19 protein-coding genes and 3 other annotated features are annotated in these 21,716 nt (G+C 36.1%); of the genes, 1 reads left to right on the top strand and 18 read right to left on the bottom strand.

What is annotated here, in order from left to right; genetic code table 11:
• Positions 1–82 precede the first annotated feature (82 nt).
• A complete protein-coding gene (locus tag ACEN33_RS03925) occupies positions 83–2,428 on the bottom strand; it encodes an ATP-binding cassette domain-containing protein (RefSeq protein WP_407094624.1) in 2,346 nt (781 codons plus the stop codon).
• A 363-nt stretch (positions 2,429–2,791) separates the two neighbouring features.
• On the opposite strand from ACEN33_RS03925, the gene ACEN33_RS03920 reads away from it, so the two are divergent.
• Positions 2,792–4,333, top strand: a complete 1,542-nt coding sequence (locus tag ACEN33_RS03920) for an ATP-binding cassette domain-containing protein (protein WP_407089594.1) — start codon at positions 2,792–2,794, stop codon at positions 4,331–4,333.
• A 222-nt stretch (positions 4,334–4,555) separates the two neighbouring features.
• Here the strand turns inward: ACEN33_RS03920 and rpmA are convergent, their stop codons facing one another.
• From rpmA to ACEN33_RS03835, 17 genes are all read right to left on the bottom strand, one after another.
• Positions 4,556–4,846 (bottom strand): 50S ribosomal protein L27, encoded by a 291-nt coding sequence (gene rpmA, locus ACEN33_RS03915; protein ID WP_197105071.1) that lies wholly within the window; start codon positions 4,844–4,846, stop codon positions 4,556–4,558.
• A gap of 13 nt (positions 4,847–4,859) precedes the next feature.
• Positions 4,860–5,207, bottom strand: a complete 348-nt coding sequence (locus tag ACEN33_RS03910) for a ribosomal-processing cysteine protease Prp (RefSeq protein ID WP_138403601.1) — start codon at positions 5,205–5,207, stop codon at positions 4,860–4,862.
• A gap of 2 nt (positions 5,208–5,209) precedes the next feature.
• Positions 5,210–5,518 (bottom strand): 50S ribosomal protein L21, encoded by a 309-nt coding sequence (gene rplU / locus ACEN33_RS03905; RefSeq protein ID WP_138403602.1) that lies wholly within the window; start codon positions 5,516–5,518, stop codon positions 5,210–5,212.
• A 42-nt stretch (positions 5,519–5,560) separates the two neighbouring features.
• Positions 5,561–5,636 (bottom strand) — a sequence feature (ribosomal protein L21 leader region).
• A 61-nt stretch (positions 5,637–5,697) separates the two neighbouring features.
• The gene (locus tag ACEN33_RS03900; RefSeq protein WP_407089593.1) at positions 5,698–6,324 is read right to left on the bottom strand and encodes a DUF1054 family protein; all 627 of its coding nucleotides are present in this window, start codon (positions 6,322–6,324) and stop codon (positions 5,698–5,700) included.
• Positions 6,325–6,333: 9 nt separating this feature from the next.
• Entirely contained in the window at positions 6,334–7,311 is a 978-nt protein-coding gene (locus ACEN33_RS03895; RefSeq protein ID WP_407089592.1) for a dipeptidase, read from the bottom strand.
• 16 nt (positions 7,312–7,327) lie between these two features.
• Positions 7,328–8,695 (bottom strand): Sapep family Mn(2+)-dependent dipeptidase, encoded by a 1,368-nt coding sequence (locus ACEN33_RS03890; RefSeq protein ID WP_407089591.1) that lies wholly within the window; start codon positions 8,693–8,695, stop codon positions 7,328–7,330.
• 141 nt (positions 8,696–8,836) lie between these two features.
• Entirely contained in the window at positions 8,837–9,640 is an 804-nt protein-coding gene (locus ACEN33_RS03885) for a transporter substrate-binding domain-containing protein (protein ID WP_407089590.1), read from the bottom strand.
• A gap of 43 nt (positions 9,641–9,683) precedes the next feature.
• Positions 9,684–10,499 carry a transporter substrate-binding domain-containing protein gene (locus ACEN33_RS03880; RefSeq protein ID WP_407089589.1) on the bottom strand — a complete coding sequence of 272 codons (816 nt, stop codon included), beginning with the start codon at positions 10,497–10,499 and terminating at the stop codon, positions 9,684–9,686.
• A gap of 110 nt (positions 10,500–10,609) precedes the next feature.
• Positions 10,610–10,831: a binding site (T-box leader), on the bottom strand.
• Between the two features lie 110 nt (positions 10,832–10,941).
• The gene (gene mreD / locus ACEN33_RS03875; RefSeq protein WP_407089588.1) at positions 10,942–11,484 is read right to left on the bottom strand and encodes a rod shape-determining protein MreD; all 543 of its coding nucleotides are present in this window, start codon (positions 11,482–11,484) and stop codon (positions 10,942–10,944) included.
• A complete protein-coding gene (gene mreC / locus ACEN33_RS03870; RefSeq protein ID WP_407089587.1) occupies positions 11,485–12,324 on the bottom strand; it encodes a rod shape-determining protein MreC in 840 nt (279 codons plus the stop codon).
• Positions 12,325–12,351: 27 nt separating this feature from the next.
• Positions 12,352–13,371, bottom strand: a complete 1,020-nt coding sequence (locus ACEN33_RS03865; protein WP_407089586.1) for a rod shape-determining protein — start codon at positions 13,369–13,371, stop codon at positions 12,352–12,354.
• Between the two features lie 220 nt (positions 13,372–13,591).
• Positions 13,592–14,995, bottom strand: coding sequence for an aldehyde dehydrogenase family protein (locus tag ACEN33_RS03860; protein ID WP_407089585.1), 1,404 nt, complete (start codon positions 14,993–14,995; stop codon positions 13,592–13,594).
• Positions 14,996–15,214: 219 nt separating this feature from the next.
• Positions 15,215–15,415, bottom strand: coding sequence for a cold-shock protein (locus tag ACEN33_RS03855; RefSeq protein WP_338489361.1), 201 nt, complete (start codon positions 15,413–15,415; stop codon positions 15,215–15,217).
• Between the two features lie 158 nt (positions 15,416–15,573).
• A complete protein-coding gene (radC, locus tag ACEN33_RS03850; protein WP_407094623.1) occupies positions 15,574–16,269 on the bottom strand; it encodes a DNA repair protein RadC in 696 nt (231 codons plus the stop codon).
• 56 nt (positions 16,270–16,325) lie between these two features.
• A complete protein-coding gene (locus ACEN33_RS03845; RefSeq protein ID WP_407094622.1) occupies positions 16,326–17,666 on the bottom strand; it encodes a bifunctional folylpolyglutamate synthase/dihydrofolate synthase in 1,341 nt (446 codons plus the stop codon).
• Positions 17,667–17,773: 107 nt separating this feature from the next.
• Positions 17,774–20,410: a valine--tRNA ligase gene (locus ACEN33_RS03840; protein ID WP_407094630.1), complete on the bottom strand. Its 2,637-nt coding sequence runs from the start codon at positions 20,408–20,410 to the stop codon at positions 17,774–17,776.
• Positions 20,411–20,498: 88 nt separating this feature from the next.
• Positions 20,499–20,702 (bottom strand) — a binding site (T-box leader).
• A 79-nt stretch (positions 20,703–20,781) separates the two neighbouring features.
• Complete coding sequence (locus ACEN33_RS03835; protein ID WP_197105340.1) at positions 20,782–21,516, bottom strand: NAD-dependent protein deacylase; 735 nt, start codon at positions 21,514–21,516, stop codon at positions 20,782–20,784.
• Positions 21,517–21,716 lie beyond the last annotated feature (200 nt).

The following is a 21,716-nucleotide window of genomic DNA, read 5'->3' as shown; positions in this document are numbered from 1 at the left end:
TGAATCCTTCTTAATTTATTGATTTTCTGCGTGGAAGTGACACTTTGAGTTTCCATAGTATCGCTCACCAACCATAAACCGATTAATCTGCTCGTAAAGCAATCGCCGCGTCTTTATTAGCTGCCATTTTAGCAGGAATGTGTCCACCTAGTACAGTTAGGATCGTGCTGATGATTACTAATACGAGTGCGTGTACTGGATCTAGTTGGGCAACATTAGGTAATTCCGTCAACGATTCGATTACTGAGTTTATTGGGAAAGTCAGTAAGTAAGCGACGACGATTCCTATAACACCTGAGAAGACCCCAAGAATTAATGTTTCAGCGTCAAATACACGTGTGATATCTTTCTTACGAGCACCTAAGGCTTTCAGTACACCAATCTCCTTCGTTCTTTCAAGTACAGACGTGTAAGTAATTATACTAATCATAATCATACTTGTAATTAATGAAATAGCTGCAAAGGCGATTAACACATACGTGATCGCATCCATTAAGCCTCCAGTTAATTCTGTCATCGTACCAGCTAAGTCAGAGTAAATAATTTTATCTTCATTAGCCTTACCTTCATTAAATTCATCAAGGTATGCCAACACTTCATCTTTAGCTTCGAAATTGTTCGGGTAAATCATAATTGTATTTGGTATTTCATTGGCACTTAAGAAAGTCATTAATTGATCTTTTGATTCACCTTCTAAAGGTTCATTTGTCATCACATTAACATCGGATTCTTCTTGTGCTTGAACGACATCAGATTCTTGATTTTCGTTTACAACTTTTTGAGCGAGTAAATCACTGTACGCAATACCTGGAGCTAATAAGTCCATTGGTGAGTCTTCTTTAATTCGAAGAACGCCTGAAACTGTGATTGTTTCATTTGAATCATTATTGTAAACCTCTTCTAAATCTTGGTTTGGTACATAATTACCTGTAGGTAACTCTTCATAATAAGCATTATTATAAACTAATGCAATTTTAGTTCCGACAATATCTTCAAATGGAATCGCGTCACCTTCTTCTACTTCAAATCCTAAATTATTCAAGCCATGTAAGTTCGCTTCGTTATTCTCATCGACAATTAGGACGACTTCATTTTCATTGGCTGGATAATTTCCAGAAAGGACATCATAGTTATCTTGTAAGAATGTATTGTTGCCAGAATCTAAGTTATGCGGGAATGTTGAGACACCAACACCCGTCATGCTTGAGACCATATTCATCATATCACCAGTGATTTGATTTTCGCTATCAACATTTGAAAATCGAACCACTTGTGGCTCGCCATCAATTTCACGCATTAAATTCAACTGCGTGCTACGCGCATAGTTAATATGTTGACTTAACGCCGGATCAATATTTTCCACATAATCAATAAATTCTTCATCAATTGGATTAATATGTTGTAAATTCTCTCTCGGATCCACATCTGCGACTACTTCTGATGTCTCAGGAAAAGGTTCGCCGCTATCTTGAATATTCGTCAGATTCTCTGCGGATGTATCTTGAGCAATTTGAGAAATCGTAATCGGAAACTGCGCTAATGTTTCTGCTTGTGTTTGGTCAATTTGCTTTTGGAAACCATTTGATAAAGATAGGACTACTGCTATTCCGATGATTCCGATACTGGATGCAAATGCAGTTAGGAACGTCCGTCCTTTTTTAGTCCAAATATTTTTAAATGATAAGCTTAATGCTGTAAAATAGCTCATCTTAGTACGTTTTAAATTTAATTTATCTGCTTCAACCGTATTGTCATATGGATTTGAGTCATTAACCATTTGACCATCGCTAAATTCAATAACGCGATTGGCATAATTTTCAGCTAATTCAGGGTTATGTGTGACCATAATCACTAATTTCTCAAGTGATAGTTCTTGAATTAACTCCATAATTTGAATACCAGTATCTGAATCTAATGCCCCTGTGGGTTCATCACATAGTAAAATATCTGGATCATTTGCTAACGCACGTGCAATGGCTACACGCTGCATTTGTCCTCCGGATAATTGATTTGGTTTTTTATTTAAGTGATCTCCTAAGCCAACTCGTCTTAAGGCATCTTCCGCTTTTTGACGTTTTTCCTCTTTCGAAACACCACTTAATGTCATACCTAATTCCACATTATCAGTAATGCCTAGGTGACTAATTAAATTGTAACTCTGGAAAACAAAACCAATAGAGTTATTTCGATAAGCATCCCAATCTGTATCTTTAAAAGATTTAGTTGATTGCCCATTAATAATCATATCTCCACTATCGTAGCGGTCAAGTCCACCGACCACGTTTAGAAATGTTGTCTTCCCTGAACCACTTGGCCCAAGAATTGCTACGAATTCTTTTTGACGAAACGCAACAGATACATCATCTAATGCTTTCGTAACTGTATTTCCTACTTTGTATACTTTTTTGAGATTTTTTAACTCTAGCATACTTCACTTCCTTTATATATATTTTAAGATTGAATTTATGTCCACCTTTTACTTTACCACTGATTTATTGACTCTACATTAATTAATCCCTTTTTAAGAAAATATTTGTAAAAAATCTGACTTTGTGGTACATTTTGAATAATAAAAAGATAGGTGGTGTACAAATGATTATTATCTAAAAAAGCAGCTTTAGGAAAATAGACACACAAGGTTTATTTTCTGCGGTCTTTTTTAGATGATAATTGTGCATCCTACAGGCTTTTTTGGTATACCAAACTGCCTACTAATATGCCCTTTCCTAAAAACGGCCGTGCTGCAATCTCATTGTAGTCGGCCGTTTTTTTGAATATGAGGTGAATATTTATGTTACAAATTAAAAATTTAACTATACGACATCGATATGATTTATCGATTTTAATGGAAAATGTCAACTTCGTGGTGAATTCGGGTGATAAACTCGCGATTATTGGACAAGAAGGTAATGGTAAATCAACATTGCTGCACTATATCTTACAACAAAATCACATCCACAGTTACTTAGATATTTCTGGTGAGCTGGTCAATCAGTTTAGTAAAGTAGGCTATCTACCACAAGCTCTACCGGAAGAATTATTAGAAGAAGAGATTGAATCATTTTTCTTTGCGGATATAGACGTCGCAACACTTGATTACACTGAATTATATAAATTTGGGAGTCAACTTGCCTTTGATATTGACAGATTATACTCCCAACAAACACTGAAATCACTTTCTGGTGGTGAACGCATTAAAGTTCAACTTCTTAAATTGCTCATGATCGGCTGTGATTTATTACTATTAGATGAACCATCCAATGATTTAGATATCGAAACTTTGAATTGGTTGACGAATTTTATAAAAAATACAACACAAACGGTCATCTTTATCTCCCATGATGAAGCCCTGTTAGAAGAAACTGCTACAAGTGTCTTACATCTTGAAAGATTGCAACACAAAGAACGCCCTGTAGCAACCTTCGCCAACTTACCCTATAGTGACTATATTAGCCAAAAAGAATCCAAGTTTAATCAACAAATGAAAGTTTCATTGAAGCAACGCGAAGAACACGATAAAAAGATGGCACGTCATCATCGCATCGAACAAAGTGTGACACAACAGTTAAGAGCTGCGCATGATGCAACTGCTGGTAGATTGCTTGCCAAGAAAATGAAAGCAGTCAAATCTACGGGGAATCGCTATGACCGCGAAACTGAAAATTTTGACGAAGTCCCAATAAAAGAAGATCCTATTGATATTCGTTTTTCGAATACCCAGCCTGTTCCTCAAGGTAAACAAATTCTTAATCTATATAATGAAACGATAGAAATTGATGACAAAGTTTTAGCCAAAAACCTTAAACTAACTGTGAATGGGTCTGACAAAATCGGTATTATAGGACAAAATGGTATCGGTAAAAGTACCTTCTTAAAGAAAATTGAGCAAAAATTGGTGAATACTGATGCAGTAAAAGTTGGTTATATGCCACAAAATTATGAAGACATCCTTTCACCCGAAGATACTCCCATTAGTTTCTTAAGTGAAACTGGTTCGGCTGAAGAAAGAACACAAATTATGACTTACTTAGGTAGCATGAAGTTTTTGCCTGATGAAATGTCGCATTCTTTCAACGCCCTTTCTGGTGGCCAAAGAGCAAAACTATTCTTACTAAAATTTGACCTACAAAAACAAAATGTATTGTTATTAGATGAGCCGTCAAGAAACTTTTCAGCTACATCGCAGGGTGAATTAAGACAAAACTTTAAAGACTTTCCTGGTGTAATCATCACGGTATCGCATGACCGCCGCTTTTTACAAGCTGTATGTAATCGTATTGTTGAATTAACACCAGATGGCTTTGTTGATCGAAGTGATATGTTGAAGGAGTAGACGACTTTGATTAGTCTTCATAAGCTTTTGGGTTCTATATAGGAATCTGCTTAAATTTTTTCAGAAATGAAATGAGCCCACTAATGAAATGGACATATCTCTGGTTGTCCACGTTCATAGGACCAGTATAAATCTGCCAAAAACAAAATAAAAAAATAAGCCAGTTTAGACTTTTAAATCGTCTAAACTGGCTTATTTCAATTGATTCTTAATTAATACTAATTAAGCTTCTTGAACTGCAGGGTATACAGAAACTTGCTTTTTGCTGTGTCCTTTGCGCTCAAATTTAACAACACCGTCAACTAGTGCGAATAATGTATCATCCCCACCACGACCTACGTTGTTACCTGGGTGGATTTTAGTTCCACGTTGGCGGAAAATGATTGATCCACCTGTAACAGTTTGTCCGTCAGATGCTTTTGCACCTAAACGTTTAGCGATTGAGTCACGACCGTTTTGTGTCGAACCTCCACCTTTTTTCGTAGCGAACATTTGTAAATTAAGTTTTAACATTCCAATGCACCTCCTATGATATGAATTCTTTTTCGTATATATTTATAAATTCAGGATAACTTTCTGCCAGCACTTCAAAAGCAAAATGCAAATGTTGAAGTAATAACTGCGCATCATGAGTCACTGATTTACTTAAATTTGAAGGTAGCGTTACTTTTAAGTAACCTCCCTCAATTTCGTTTACTTCCGTTTCAACTTCAATGTTCAACAATTGAACTAATGAATTCTCAACTGAAATAACTTGACTCGATACTGCCGCACAAACAATATCATAACCTGGATCAGCATAACCTGCGTGACCCGTCATTAAGACTTGTTTAATGTGCTTATGAGTATCGCGATAAAATGATATGTTAATCATTATTATGCGTTAATTGAGTTAATTGTAACTTTTGTATAAGGTTGACGGTGACCCTGTTTAGTATGAGAGTCTTTACGACGTCTGTATTTGAAGATTGTTACTTTTTTACCGCGACCTTGTTTTTCAACAGTCGCTTCAACAGTAGCACCTTCTACAAATGGAGCACCAATTTTAGTGTCTTCTCCACCTACTAATACAACTTCATCAAAAGTGACTGTGTCACCTTCGTTAACGTCTAACTTCTCAATGAAGATTGTTTGTCCTTCTTCAACTTTTACTTGTTTTCCGCCAGTTTTAATAATTGCGTACATTCAAGCACCTCCTATATTTTTATTGTCAGAGTAATCACTTACTCCTACACCGAGACTCGCCATTTTAAGTGGATGTTTCCATCACTTATATACTTAAGATGTGCGGTTGCAGATGGGTGCACAAATACAACAGTAGTATCATAGCAAAATAATAGATAAGCGTCAACTATTTTTAATAATTATTCATAAAATTTCATTGCTTTTTGATACATAGGTAAAAGCTCATCAACTGTCTTTGCTAGCCAAACTTTATAGTCTTCTTCAGACTGTAATTGATGGTTCATCTTAGGTTCAATTCTCCCAATCATAAACTCTGCACTTTTAACTATTTCTAGACGTTCGAATAACTTAGCTAAATCCGCTTCTTGAATCGTTTCATAAGCCAATTTGGTATGATTGGGAATAATCATTATATCCTCAGGTAAAGATTGAAACACTTCAATATCGTCCTGAAAGAGTTTCGCAATATCTTTTTGATATAAGATATTATCAATAAAAGACAACATAATAAAAAGATACTCTCCCTTAATCCCAATTTGAAAATGAGGATATTTCTTATAACCACGGTTATCTCCACCAATGGCACACCAAGTTGATTCTAGCTCGTGAACTGAGCGTTGGATATGCTTTGCGACATGAACTGGCAAGGATTCAGTTGAATTCAATTTTGTTTGAATATGCTCCGAAATGAAATGACCATAATATCTAAATAATGGTTGGATTTCTGAGCGAATCAAAGCCATCTGTGTGTCTAAGCCTTTAATATTGAAGAGATTGAATTCCTCTTCTGTAAAAATATTTTCCATCACATTCCCCTATTTCATTACATCTTTAATTACACGCATGGCATTTTGGAAACCAAATTTTTCAATAGTTCCGTAATCCCAGCCTGAATGCCATAAGGCATCAAATAACAGATTCATCTTATCTGGGCCATCAATTTCTAACTCACCGCTCATGCCGTCAAAGTCTGTTCCTAAAGCGAGGACTTCTGCACCACCAATGTTACGAATGTGGTCCAAGTGTTCAATCATAACTTTAATGGTCGATTGATTTTGCGTTATATCTTTATTTAAGAATTTGCCAAAGAAATTCAGACCAATGACTCCACCAGACTCAGCGATTTTCTTGATCATATCGTCTGATAAGTTTCTTGGATGCGGTGAAAGAGCTCTTGCATTTGAGTGGCTCGCAATGATTGGTTTCGTTGACGTTTCAATCACATCATAGAACCCACCATCAGATAGATGCGAGACATCAATTACCATGCCTAGGCTATTCATTAATTCGATAGCTTCAAAGCCGAATTTCTTTAAGCCTTTTCGCATGTCGTTCTTGTCAAAACTATTCGGGTATCCAATAGAATTTTCTTTATTCCAAGTAAGTGTGACTAATCTAAAGCCCATCTCGTATAGATCTTCTAAGCGAGTGAGATCTTCCCCAATCGGTCTGCCGTCTTCTAAAGTTAAGAATATCGAGATATTATTAGCCATTTGGTTGCTTCCAAGTGTCTCATAGTTAGTTGCTAATTGAATGCTATTACTAAACTTATCAATACTTTCTTGTAAATGTTTGTATAGTTGATCGATGTATTCTTTATCGCTAATTATTGGTCTATTTTGCTTTTTAAATATGGCTTCATTTAGCATGAAAACAGCTAAAAATTGTGCCATCGCTCCGCCTTGACTTAATCGTTGAATATCAAGGTGTGTTAGAGAATTGTGCATTAAAGAATCGGCACCTGATAACGACGTATGCATAAGTGTGTCTGCATGTAAATCAATGAACTTCATACATAAACCCTACTTTCTATAATTGAATTAAACGAACCATTGCATCTGTTAGAGCACCCAAAACGGTAGGTATGGCTGATAAATTAAAGTATTCATCTGCCTGATGTGCGCGGTTTTCCATACCATCATTTAAGTATGTGATTCCGAATGCGACACCAACTCCCTGGAATAATTTGGCATAAGTAATGCCCCCACTATAAAATGCAGGCTGATCCTCTGAAATCCAATCATCATAAACTCCCATTAATTGATTTACATAGGGATTATCCATTGAAATTTCAGTAGGTGGGAAGTGGAAATGGTTCCCAATAATAAAATTTGGAAACTTACTTTCTAAAGTTGTTTGTAATTGGTCTTTAGTAACCGGATTAGGGAAACGAATATCTACCACAAGTCTAAGTTCACCATCTGTTAAATGACATTGTGACGGATTCACAGTCGGTGACCCCATAGGTTCATAGTGTGATTTTAAGTCTAAACCAGCACCGTTGTAGTCATTAAAAGCTGCATTAAATGGCACTGCCCATTCTTCATCTAATTTCTCCGCTAGCAATTTGAATAAGTGTGCGAGTGCATTTTCTCCTAATTCAGGCTTAGAACTGTGTGCAGATTTCCCATAAATAGTTAAACTATTACCAACTAACGCATGTTTGAAAGTTAATTCCTCAAGTGCTTCAGTGACTTTATCTATCGCTTCTTCTTTAAGAATGACATCAACACGATCATTAATCGCATTTTCAGAGTTAATTGTTTCGATTGTGTCAACTATCGTTGATTGAATTTCCCCTTCTAATGAAAAGGCTGCATCCCCTTTTTCACCAAGTGTTATTTGGAATGATGAATCTGGTGTAAACATAAAGTTTGGTAAGCCATTTTGTTCTACATAGTATACAATATCTTCGAATGAACTCTCTTCATCTGTTCCTACTACGAGACGTAAATTATGGCTTAAAGTTAAATCCATTTCTTTAATCATTAGTAAAGATACATAGGACAACCAAACAGCCACTTTCATATCTTGAGCACCACGTGCGTAGAGATGATCTCCTACAATTTCTGCTCCAAATGGATCGTAATTCCAACCATCTCCAACTGAAACGACATCCATGTGTCCAACAACGTCAATACGTTTGTCAGTCTTTTCAGATGCAGGTAGTTCGATAACTAAATACTGGCCTTTATCGTTAAAAGTATTAAAGCCATCCTGATCGGCTCTTTCCTTCATCCAAGCAAGTCCGTTCGCGATACCTTCACCGTAAGGTGCTTCTTCAGAAACAGTCTTTTCTTCGTATATTGTGGGAATCTGTAATAAGTCAACCATTCCTTCAATGATCATATCATTGTGCTGTTCTGTCAATTGTTTAATTCGTTCTGCTAAATCCATTCAACCAAATCCTCCCGTAAATACTTATCTTCAATTATAAATATGATATAAAGGCTTACATTCTTATTAAGTTTAACATATTTATATTCATTTAAAAAAAGAGCCGTCAGTAATATTACAAACGGCTTCTTTGATATTTCTTTAGATTAACTCTATATATTTTTCAATTAACTCATCATACTCGCCATTTTCAACCATTTCTTCAACAACGCCATTAATGACTTCTAACAAATCTTCGTTATCTTTATTCAAAATAACTGATTGACCTGTCTGAGCTTCTTCATCAATGAATGGGAATTCTTCTAAAAGAACTAGTTTACCATCATTTTGCTTTATAAATTGAGCTGCTGCGACTTCGTCTAATAAAACAGCATCTAAACGGTTTGTTAATAGTGATTGAATTAAATCATTATTTTTCCCTAGAGAAGTTAAATTTGCATCAGGGAATTCACTTAGAATGATTCCTTCTTGAATTGAAGCTTTTTGAGCACCTAAGCGTTTCTCAGCAAAAGCTGAGACATCTTCAAACTGTTCTGCGTCTTCAGCACGAACAACGAAGTAATCTGTTGTTTCATAATAAGGTGTTGAGAAATCAACTTGCTCAGCACGGTCTTCAGTATAACCCATACCAGCAATTAAGATATCCACACGATTTGTCTTTAACGAAGGGATTAAACCGTCAAAGCCCATATTTTCAATAACGAGCTCTACCCCAATTTCGTCGGCAATCTTTTGTGCTAAATCAATATCTGCTCCAATAATTTCCTCTTGCCCATCTTCGATAGAAATCCATTCGAAAGGCGGATAATCAGCCGATGTTCCAACAACAAGTTGCCCTTTTTCTTTAATGCTCTTTAGCGTTGTTTGTGCTTTTGCGTTTGATAATGGTAAGACAAGTGATGCTAATAACATCACAGCTGTGATAACTTTCATTATTTTTTTCATTGTTACGCCTCCTGATATTGTCCGCTGATGCTTTCTTTATCGCCTATTCTTCCGTTTGTTCAGCGTTTAATTCTGTATTCTTAGTTACGATTTCTTCCATTTGTTCTGATTCAGTCACATCAGCGATAACTTCATTGATGGCTTCCATTAACTCAGTGTTACCTTTAGCCGTTACAGCAGCGAAACCTTCGTTTTCTTCTTCAACTTGGATGTCGTCTAGTAAGACAATTGCGTCACTGTTTAAGTTAACGAATTCACCAACGACGATACCGTCCATTAAGACTGCATCCACTCGTTTTGATTTTAGAGCTTCGATAAGATCGCCATTTTTGTTCATTGATACTAATTCAGCATCAGGAAGAACATCATTTAGTAAACTTTCTTGAATTGTACCTTTTTGAACACCAATCTTTAAATTAGCGAAATCTTCAATTGACTCAAAGTTTCCTTCTTCTCCAACAGGGACAACGAATTTACTATTTGTTTCATAATAAACTTCTGAAAAATCCACTTGCTCAGCACGTTCTTCAGAATAAGTCATTCCTGCAAGAACCATGTCTACACGGCCTGAGCTAACTGAAGGAATTAAACCATCGAATGATGTATCTTCAATAACTAACTCAACACCAATTTCATCGGCAATTAATTGTGCTAGATCCGCATCAATCCCAACGACTTGTGCTTCGCCTCCATCTAGGACTACCCATTCAAATGGTGGGAAATCAGCGCTTGTACCTACGACTAATTCACCTGCTTCTTGAATATCAGCTAATGTTTTTTGTGCTTCTGCTGGTTTCACTGATGCGAATAAACCTATTACGACTACGACAGATAATAATACTTTCATCATTTTTTTCATTTTTATTTCTCCTTTTTGTTTTTCTATTTAATTCAACTTCAACGCGACTGTTAAATATTAAGCCTTATTTACAAATGCATACAAAAATACCCGTCTCTAGTTCCTTCGAACATAGAGACGGGTTTGAGACCGCGGTACCACTCTAGTTAACTCCTCTAAATAAACTAGAAGAATTCCCTCAAAATTGTTAACGCTCAGACAGCGAAGCAAGCTACTTATTCACTTGCCTGTCTCATAAGTGCGGTTCAACAATAATTCATCGGTAAGCTTCCACTCTACCTTACCTCGCTTTGATGAGCTTTATTGTCTACTCTCTTAATCTCAGACTTAATTTATTAACTTGAAATGAGTTTAGCAATTCTTATAAGATAAGTCAACTGTTTTTATCATTTTATTAAAAAAACTTTCATTCTGCCGTTTTTTTATCATTTCATTCTAATAATTAGAATATTATGTAATCTTCGTAACCTAACCAATTTAATAAGCTTCGTGTTGGGAAATAAAGAATAATCGCCATCACAATATTAAAAATCAATGTCGGGCTTAATCTTGAAACTAAAAAGCCAGTCATAGAAATCATTGACGTGCCTAATTCATTATAAAAGACGTAAACTAAGGCATCGAGGATTACAATCCCTACAAAGAATAACATCGCATGAACTGGCATCTTCTTTGGAAAATACTTTTTAACTTTAATAATTGAATAAGCGATGATGAAATATAAAGTAGCATAAACACCTAAAACGGTTGTGTTATACGAATCATAGAATAACCCAAACATAAAACTATAAATTAAAATATTACTTTCACGAAAATAAAAAGCAAATGTCACAATATAGTACAAAGTGATATGTGATACGATCACTTGGCCATTCCCTAAAAATGCAGCTGGAAATATGGCTGGTAAGGCTGCATCAATAATTGTTGTTAGGAATAAAATTACAGGAATTGTCCACTTTAATCTTTGCCAACGATTGATTCTCATCTATTCACTCTGCCCTTCACCGATAATCACTGTGACAAAACGAATATCAGTCATCTCACCCGCAGGTTCAATTTCAACAACTTGGAATAAGCCATAATCATCCATATAAGATTCAGCTACTTCCCCAATTAATAAAGTAGCAGGTGTGATTCCACCAAGACCTGATGTAATAACCATATCACCACTTGCCACTTCTGCTGCTGGATCGACTTGAGTCATAATATAATGTCCGGTTCTTGGATCATATGAACTCACGATACCATTGGCTGATGAATCACCTTGCGTTTGGATTCTTGCAGAGACCATGCTTTCGTTTTGTTGTTGTGTTGTTAATAACATCACTTTAGAACTCATTGGGTTTACTTCGACAATACGTCCAATTAAACCATTCCCAGCCATGACAGACATGTCTTTTTTGATACCTTCATTGGCCCCAACATTAATTGTTAGAGTTTCCATCCATTGGTCAGGGTTTCTAGAAATGACCGTGGCATTGACACGAGTAAAGTCACTTAACGTCTCTGATAAATCTAATTCTTGACGCATTTTTTCATTTTCTGTTTCTAAATCTGCAATTCTTACTTGCATCTCATCGATTTCATCAATTTTAGATTTTAAACTTTGATTTTCTTCAAAGGTATTTATTAATTCATCAACTGAATCAACAAAATTCACTACGATATTCACGGGAGCAGAGAAGACTCTTCCTACCCACGCACCGGTTTCATTGACTGCACTACTGACAACATTAGTAGTCCCATTATTCAGTGAAAAGAATACCAATGAAATTACGGCTATACCTGAGATAAGTAATCCGATTAATTTCTTATTATTTAACATTCATTCCTCTTCCTTACCTAAAAAACTCTAGCGTGAGCGACGCTCGTGTTCTTTACCTTGTTTATTTAGTTCTTTCAGCATCTTTCCTGCACCAATTGCGACACTATCGAGAGGTATCTTAGATAAGTGCACAGGGATACCAATTTCGTCATACAATCTTTCAGGTAGACGCTTCAATAAGGCGCCACCGCCCGATAGGACAATGCCAGATTCCATTATATCAACAGAAAGCTCAGGTTTCGTCACTTCTAACACTTGTTTAATTGACGTTACGATCATCGAGATGACTTCATCTAAGGCTTCAGAAACAACCTTAGCATATATAATTCGCTCATCAGGAACACCAGTTGCGATATTACGACCTTTAACGACCATCTTATCATTTTTATCATATTCAGTAAATTTCGCATTCCCAATTTCTATCTTCAATGCTTCTGCTTCACCGTAACCAATGGCTAATTGATAATTTTCACGAACAAATGCTTGAATCGCTTCATTCATGCGATTCCCACCAGCACGAGTTGTAATATTATCTACAACTTCACCATAAGAGATGGTCGCAACATCCGTTGTTCCACCACCAATATCGACCACCATCTTTCCGCGGGGTTCGGATATTGATAAGTCAGCACCTAAAGCTGCTGCAAACGGCTCCTCAATGATCATAGCACGTGAAATTCCTAAGTCTTTAATGGCGTCAATCATTGCTCGTCTTTCAACTTTTGAAATATTACTTGGCACACAGATAACTACTTCTGGCCGTGAAATGGACCGATGAACAGCTTGTTTTATATAGTGCGATAACATCTGTTTTGTTAATCCGAAATTTGCAATAACCCCATCACGCATTGGCCGAATAATTTCATATTTGTCAGAGGTTCTTCCAACTAACTGCTCAGCTTCTTTTCCAAAGGCAACAATTTCACCGGTTTCTATTTGCTTGGCAACAATGGAAGGTTCTCTCAGCGCAATGCCTTTTTTCTCAATATAAATGATGGTGTTAGCAGTACCGAGGTCAATGCCTAGTCTTTGCTTATTCCAAAACATTGCTTCTCCTCCTTTTGACAAGAATATAATCATACCAAAACATTATAGCAAACCAATCAATCAAAAAGCTACCAATCTTCACACTCTTAATAAAATTATATAAGTTTTTTTCAATTTGTAAACTAAATAAATAGGATTACTCGAACTTCTTAAGTAAGACTTATTATTCTTCTAATTTTTCCCATAAAAAAGGGGCTGTCTTGCTAGCCCCTAATAAAACTTATTTAAATATCGCTTTAATTTCTAAGTAATCTTCAATTCCGTAATGGCCTTTCTCCCGGCCAACACCCGATTGTTTATAACCTCCGAAAGGTGCCGCATTGTTAACTGTCGCTCCGTTAACAATAACATTTCCTGTTCTAAGTTGACGAGCTACTTCTAAAGCTTCTTCTTCGACACCCACAACAGCGCCGCTTAGACCGTATTCTGAGTCGTTCGCGATTTCAATGGCTTCAGCGACATCTTTATAAGTAATAACTGAAAGCACTGGGCCAAAAATTTCTTCTTGTGCGATAGTCATATCGTTAGAAACATTCACAAATACAGTTGGTTCAACAAAGTATCCTTTACGGCCAATTTCATTCCCACCAATAAGAACTTCCGCTCCTTCTTGTTTTCCTTTTTCAATGTATTCAAGAACTGTTTCTTTTTGTCCTTTTGAAACTAGGGGACCAACAACAATCTCTTTATCATTTGGATCGCCGACTTTAGCCTCTTCGACATATTCAACAAGTGCCTTTTTCACGGCGTCAAGTTCATCTTCTGGCACAAGTAAGCGAGTTAACGCAGAACACGATTGTCCTGTATTATTTAATACCGTATCCATTGAAGATTTCACTGCTGTTTGTAAATCACCATTTTTTAAATAAACTAAGGCAGATTTACCACCTAGTTCAAGTACAAGCTTTTTAATGCCACCTTTAGCTCTGTCGAATAAATTACGACCGACATCCGTCGAACCTGTGAAGGAAATTAAGCCGACATCAGTATGTCCTGCTAAGTAGTCCCCTAAATCACTCCCGCTACCTGTAATTAAGTTGAAAACACCTTTAGGTAACCTAGCTTCATCAATGATTTCAGCTAGTATCATTGCAGTTATCGGTGTATCCGAAGCAGGTTTAACAACAACTGTATTCCCTGCTAAAAGTGCGGGTGTAATTTTACGCTGAATTTGGTTTAAAGGATAGTTCCAAGGTGTAATAGCTGCAACAACACCAACGCCCTCTTTCATAATGGTCGCATTCTCAATTTCTTCTGTAAAATCAAATTGTTTTAATGCTTCAACAGAAGCCTCTAGTTCTTCAGCTGAACGAACGACTTGAGAATATTCACTAAAACTACGAGCAGATCCTAGTTCTGCTACGACTGAGTCTGTAATTTCCTCTGCTCTTTCACGAATGCCTTTTCCAATTTTTAAGACATATTCCGCGCGTTCTTCAGGTGATAACGTGTTCCAACTTGGGAATGCTCTTTTTGCAGCTTCAACAGCTTTATTCGCGTCCTCTTTATTTCCAATTGGAACTTTCGCAATGACTTCCTCGGTTGTAGGGTTAATAACATCTTTTGTCTCTGGGCTTTGACTATTTGTCCAAGAACCATCGATATAAATTTGGTAAGTCTTCACTAATATTTCCCCTTTCATGATTATAAGCATCATATGTTTAAATTCATTCAATAAATACATGAGTCACTATCAATATAATGGTTTAATATTTACTCTGTTCACAATTCAGTCTATCATCGGAAGCACTTTCATTCAATTTATATGCATATAAAAAAGCTCAAGACAAATGTCCTGAGCCTTACTCTTTAAAGAGATTTTAATTAGTCATTGTTAACAAAATTATAGTTTATTAACGTTAGCTGCTTGAGGTCCGCGAGCTCCTTCTTCAATATCGAAAGATACTTCTTGACCTTCTTCTAAAGATTTGAATCCGTCACCTTGGATTGCTGAGAAATGTACAAATACGTCCTCTTCTCCATCACGTTCGATGAATCCGAATCCTTTACCAGCGTCAAACCATTTTACTTTTCCTTCTGCCATTTTCATAGCCTCCTCTTCGTGCCTAGCACTTGTATTATATTCTTGCTGATGGTACGAATTGAATTATTTAAAAATCTTTCTTACCTCTGACAAAAACATATGTTAATGTTATCACAATGGATAAAAAATGCAATATTTTTACATTTTTATTTAAAATTTTAATCAAATAAGTTCGTGGTTTCATGAATACTTAAATATTCATGCTGCCCTATAATCAAATGATCCAAAACATTAATCCCCATTAACTCACCACACGCAATCATTCGCCTAGTAAAGTGTAAGTCTGCTGGGCTTGGTTGTGTATCCCCACTTGGATGATTATGAGCGATGATAATTCGAGCCGTTGGATACTTTACCGCTTCTTTGAAAATCTCTCTAGGATGCGCGACAGAACTATTTACGGAGCCAATAAAGATAGTCTGTTTCTTAATAATTTCATTTTTGGTATTAAGAAATAATACAACAAGATGTTCTTGATGTAAATCAGCCATTTCTGTAATGAGCCATTCCCCAGCAGACTTGGTAGACACAATATGTCCATACTTTGGTACTGCACTCGTCGCAATCCGGTAACCTAATTCTATCGCGGCTTTAAGCTCAATGGCCTTCACCGGTCCGACACCTTTGACTTGTTGAAACTCTTCAATGCTGGAATGTTTTAATTCATTTAAATTTTGAAAGTGATCGATAAAACGCAGCGAAAGATTGAGTACATTCTCTTCTCGTGTTCCAGTTCTAAACAATATTGCTAATAATTCCTGATCTGACAAAGCTTTTTCACCATAAGTCAGTAATCTTTCCCTCGGTTGCAAATCTTTTGGAACTTCTCGAATAAATGATTTTGAAATGTTCATAAAAAATACCTCCTTTTTGTGTATATATATAAATACGCAAAAAAGAGGCATTTCCATTATTTAATTTTCACTTTTTTTAAAAATAATTGTCTCACATCTGAAACAAAGTACAATGAACCTGTAACTAATAGGATTCTTTCCTTGGTCTCATCAGCTTCCTCAACAAATTCTAAAAGAAAACTTTGCCAGTCCTCAACCATCTCAAAAGAAGTATCAAGTAACTCATCTGCTAACTCTTCAAAATCATCAATCGACATCGCTTTTCGATGATCGAATTGAGTTAAATAAAGATTATCAGCTTCAAAGGATTGTAATATTGGCAATTGCTCATCTTGATTTTTTGTTGATAAGCCTGCATACAAAATAGTGATTTCTTTATCATAGAAATATTCATCGACCAATGATTTTAGAGCAGTTAAACCATGCGCATTATGAGCACCGTCGATATAAATAATTGGGTTTTCCGAAATTTTCTCCATTCGGGCCATCCATTTTGTATGTTTTAACGCATAAGCAGCATCTTCAAAATTAATGTACTGACCGTGATGTGACATCCAAGCAATAAATGCTTTTAAGGCAATTGTAGCATTATCTATTTGATAACGTCCTAGCATTGTAATTTGCCAATTTCGAACATGTTTTTGACCGTCAACGACTTGCCAAAAGTCAAATGATGATCCATTTTCTTTTAAGTTTTGGATATTGTCAAAACCATAATCGACATCAAATTTCACATGCGAACCGTTCATTAATTTTGCACGCTCACTTACGACATTTAAGGGAGAGGCTTGGATGGGACCAGTGACTACAATCGATTTCTCTTTAATAATCCCTGACTTTTCAGTAGCTACTGCTTCAACAGTATCTCCCAATAAATCTTCATGATCTAATCCAATTGTAGTTAATATCGCTAAATCAGCTTTAAATACATTGGTACAATCATTTTCCCCACCAATACCTACTTCAATTAAACAAACATCTGGTTGTTTTTCCTGGAAGTACAAAGCCATCATGACAGTATATAGTTCAAAGAAAATTAAACGTCCATATTCAGTTGTTTCCATATATTCATTGACTTCAACCATTTGTTCGATAATTCGAATTAAATCATCATCACTAATATTTTCGCCATTGTAACTGATTCTTTCGTTAAATCGCATAATGTGTGGTGATGTAAATGTTCCAACAGCTAGTCCTTGGCTTAATAACAATTCTTTAAGAAAAGTGGTTGTTGATCCTTTACCATTCGTTCCAGTTATATGAATAACTGGAAGTCCTAGGTGTGGATTATTAACATAGTTCATTGCTGTTTCAATTTTCTTAAGTCCAATTCTTTGTTTAGGATTTTTATGTGCATCTAGCCAAGCCGTTGCTTGTTCGACAGTAGTAAATTTCATTTTATAATCAAGACTCCCCGTTAATATAATTCGAATATTAACTCCCCTGAAAATAATACTCCTTGTTCATTGCCCAATTGTTTCTTTTAGGGAATACTCGTTGTTTTTTATAGTGCTTTTAATTCTGCAATTCTTTCGGTAACTGCAGTTAATTGTTTGTTATAGTCTGCTTCTTTAGCACGTTCTTCATTTACAACGGCTTCAGGAGCTTTTTTAACAAAGTTTTCGTTACCTAATTTTTTAACTAAACGTTCAACTTCTTTTTCTAGTTTAGCTTTCTCTTGTTCAAGACGTTTGATTTCGTCTTCAATCTTAATTAAGCCCTCTAATGGCATTAAGATTTGCGCGAATGGTAAAGTTTGTGTTACAACCTCACTTGGTGTTTCAACTTCGCTACCAATTTCTAAATGCTCTGGGTTACAGAATCGTTGAATGTAAGCAATGTTTTCTTCTAATACGTTACGATCTGATTCGTCTGTTACTTTGATGTATAAATCAACCGCTTTTGAAAGTGGTGTATTCATCTCATTACGAATTTGACGAACTGAGCGAATAATATCAATTAATTTCGTCATTGCTTCTTCACTATCTTTGTCAATGAACTTATCTTGTACAGTTGGATAGTTTGATACAACAATTGACTCGTCTGCGGGAGCAATTTGTTGCCAAATTTCTTCAGTCACGAATGGCATAATTGGATGTAATAGACGTAAGAATTGGTCTAGAACATATACTAAAATACTTTTCGTTGTTGTATTGTCTGTACTATCATCTTGTAAGTTTTCTTTTGTCATTTCGATGTACCAGTCACAGTAATCATCCCAAATAAAGTGGTATAGTATACGACCAGCTTCACCGAATTCGAATTTATCGAATAAGCGAGTAACATTTTCTGTTACGGTTTGTAAACGTGATAAGATCCAACGATCCGCTAAGGTCATATCATCACCAATCTGAACTTCATCAAGCGTCATATCATCCACATTCATTAATACATAACGACTTGCGTTCCATATCTTATTAATAAAGTTCCATGCTGATGATAGTTTTTCTGGAATATAACGAACATCTTGCCCTGGCGCTGAACCATTCGCTAAGAACCAACGTAATGCATCCACACCATACTCTTCAATTACGTCCATTGGATCAATTCCGTTACCTAAAGATTTACTCATCTTACGTCCTTCAGGGTCACGAATTAAACCATGCATTAAAACATTCTTAAACGGTCTTTCACCAGTAAATTCTAATGATTGGAAGATCATACGACTTACCCAGAAGAAGATGATATCATATCCAGTTACTAGCGTATTTGTTGGGAAGTAACGTTTAAGATCGTCAGTTTCTTCTGGCCAACCCATCGTTGAAAATGGCCATAATGCAGATGAGAACCAAGTATCTAATACGTCTTCATCACGTTCCCAGTTTTCGATATCTGATGGTGCTTCTTCACCAACATATACTTCATTTGTTTCTTTATGGTACCAAGCTGGAATTTGATGTCCCCACCATAATTGACGTGAGATAACCCAGTCATGAACATTCTCCATCCAAGTAATAAATGTATCATTAAATCTTGGTGGGAAGAATTCTACCGCATCATCAGTCTTTTGATTATCGATCGCTTGTTTAGCTAAAGGTTCCATTCTTACGAACCATTGAGTTGAAAGATATGGTTCTACAACAGCCCCACTTCTTTCAGAGTGTCCTACAGAGTGTAGGTGTTCTTCAACTTTAATTAAGTAACCTTGTTCTTTTAAGTCTTTAACTACTTCTTTACGTGCTTGGAAACGGTCCATGCCTTCGTATTTTCCACCGTTAGCATTAATTGATCCATCTTTATGCATCACATTTAGACGTTCTAAGTCATGACGATTTCCTACTTCAAAGTCATTAGGATCATGCGCTGGTGTAATCTTAACAACACCTGTTCCGAACTCGCGTTCCACGTATTCATCGGCTACAACTGGTATTTCACGGTCCATTAGTGGTAATAGAACAGTCTTACCGATTAAGTGTTGGTAACGTTCATCTTCAGGGTGAACCGCAATTGCAGTATCTCCTAACATCGTCTCAGGACGAGTTGTCGCAATTTCTACACGCTCATCTGAGCCAACAACTGGATATTCAACATGGTAGAATGCCCCTTGAACATCTTTATGGATAACTTCAATATCTGATAAAGCTGTTTGTGCTACTGGATCCCAGTTAATGATATATTCACCGCGGTAAATTAAATCTTTCTCGTATAATTTAACGAAGACTTTATTAACCGCTTTGTTTAAGCCATCATCTAGGGTGAATCTTTCACGAGAGTAATCAACAGATACCCCCATTTTTCCCCATTGTTCACGAATGTGTGAAGCATACTCTTCTTTCCATTCCCATGTTTTTTCTAAGAATTTCTCACGACCTAAGTCATGTCTTGAAACACCTTGTTCACGTAATCTTGCTTCAACTTTTGCTTGAGTTGCGATTCCGGCGTGGTCCATTCCTGGTAACCATAACGTATCGTAACCTTGCATACGTTTTTGACGGATAATCATATCTTGTAAAGTAACGTCCCAAGCATGTCCTAAATGAAGTTTACCTGTCACGTTAGGAGGTGGAATAACGATTGAATAAGGTTCTGCATTCGGATCCTCACTCGGTTTAAAAACACCCTTTTCTAGCCATTGTTCATATTTGCCCGTTTCAACTTCTTGCGGTTGGTACTTAGTTGATAATACTTTTTTACTCATTATGTCAATCCTTTCTAAGTATAATTATTTTTAGTATGCATTATTAAATCGTATCACTTTATTTTTCTCACAAAAAAAGTCCTATGTCTGAACATAGGACGACGTTATCGTGGTACCACCTAATTTAATGATTACTCATTCTCTTTGTTCGTATCGAAGTGTCATCTCCGTAAAGCACTCAAAAATATCTTCGCACTTTATTGCTCCAAGCTACCTTCATCAACATTAGGAACTTTCACCGATTGTTCCCTCTCTGTAGTGTGCTGTCGATTACTCTTCTCTTCTTAGCAATGTATTAAAATATAGACATAGTGTATCAAATCTTACTACATTCTACAAGTAGCCGACGGCTCATTTTACACAGTTTATTCAACTTAGTTTAACTCAATTTGGTTAAATACATTTGATAAACTGTCTTCGAAAGTTAAAGCCCCTTGTTGACCCGCTTGAATGATTGTTTTATTAATAACCACTAAATATTCGCCACCAAAATAATTTACTAAACCAGCAGCAGGATATACGACTAAAGAAGTTCCTCCAATGATTAGCATGTCTGCTTCTTGAATCGCTTTAATCGCATGATTGAGAATATCTTGATCTAAACCTTCTTGGTACAAGACAATATTCGGTCGAACGATTCCTTGATCATCCGGGCATCTTGGAATGCCATCAGCATCTCTTTCTAACTCTGAAATTGTAAATTCTCGATGACATTTTAGACAATAATTTTCTCTCACCGTTCCATGCAGTTCATAGACTGTCGTACTTCCCGCATCTTGATGCAAGCCGTCAATGTTTTGTGTAATGACTGTGACGTCTTTATTCAACTTTTCTAAATCAGCAATAAATTGATGCGTTGAATTTGGTTTTGCATCAGGATAAATTAATTTATCAAAGTAAAAATCAAAGAAAACTTTAGGATGCTGTTGAAAGAATGAGTGCGAAATAATTTCTTCGGGTGAATATTGGTAACCGGTCTCTTGAACAAAGATTCCTTCTGCCGAACGAAAATCTGGAATCCCACTTTCAGTCGATACACCTGCCCCACCAAAGAAGACGATACGCTTTGAATCTTTTATTTGTTGTTGTAACTTTTCAATATTATTCATAATAGCCTCCTGATGTCATTGTTAATATTCATATTACTAAAAAACTCTTTATTTTTCATACAAATGACTTTGCTGAAAAATAAAGGTTCATGAATTTTTGATGTTGGTGGACCGAGGAGCCAGGTGACGCAGTCACCTTGGCTCTTTTTTTATTCCTATGTTTAAGTGTCTCTCTATGCAACGATAGTTTGTGTTGTGTT

It is taken from the genome of Ruoffia sp. FAM 24228 (genome assembly GCF_045528575.1).
GTDB classification, from domain to species: Bacteria; Bacillota; Bacilli; order Lactobacillales; family Aerococcaceae; genus Ruoffia; species Ruoffia halotolerans.
Note: the sequence above shows the minus strand (reverse complement) of the source record. Positions and strands in the feature narration are given on the sequence as shown.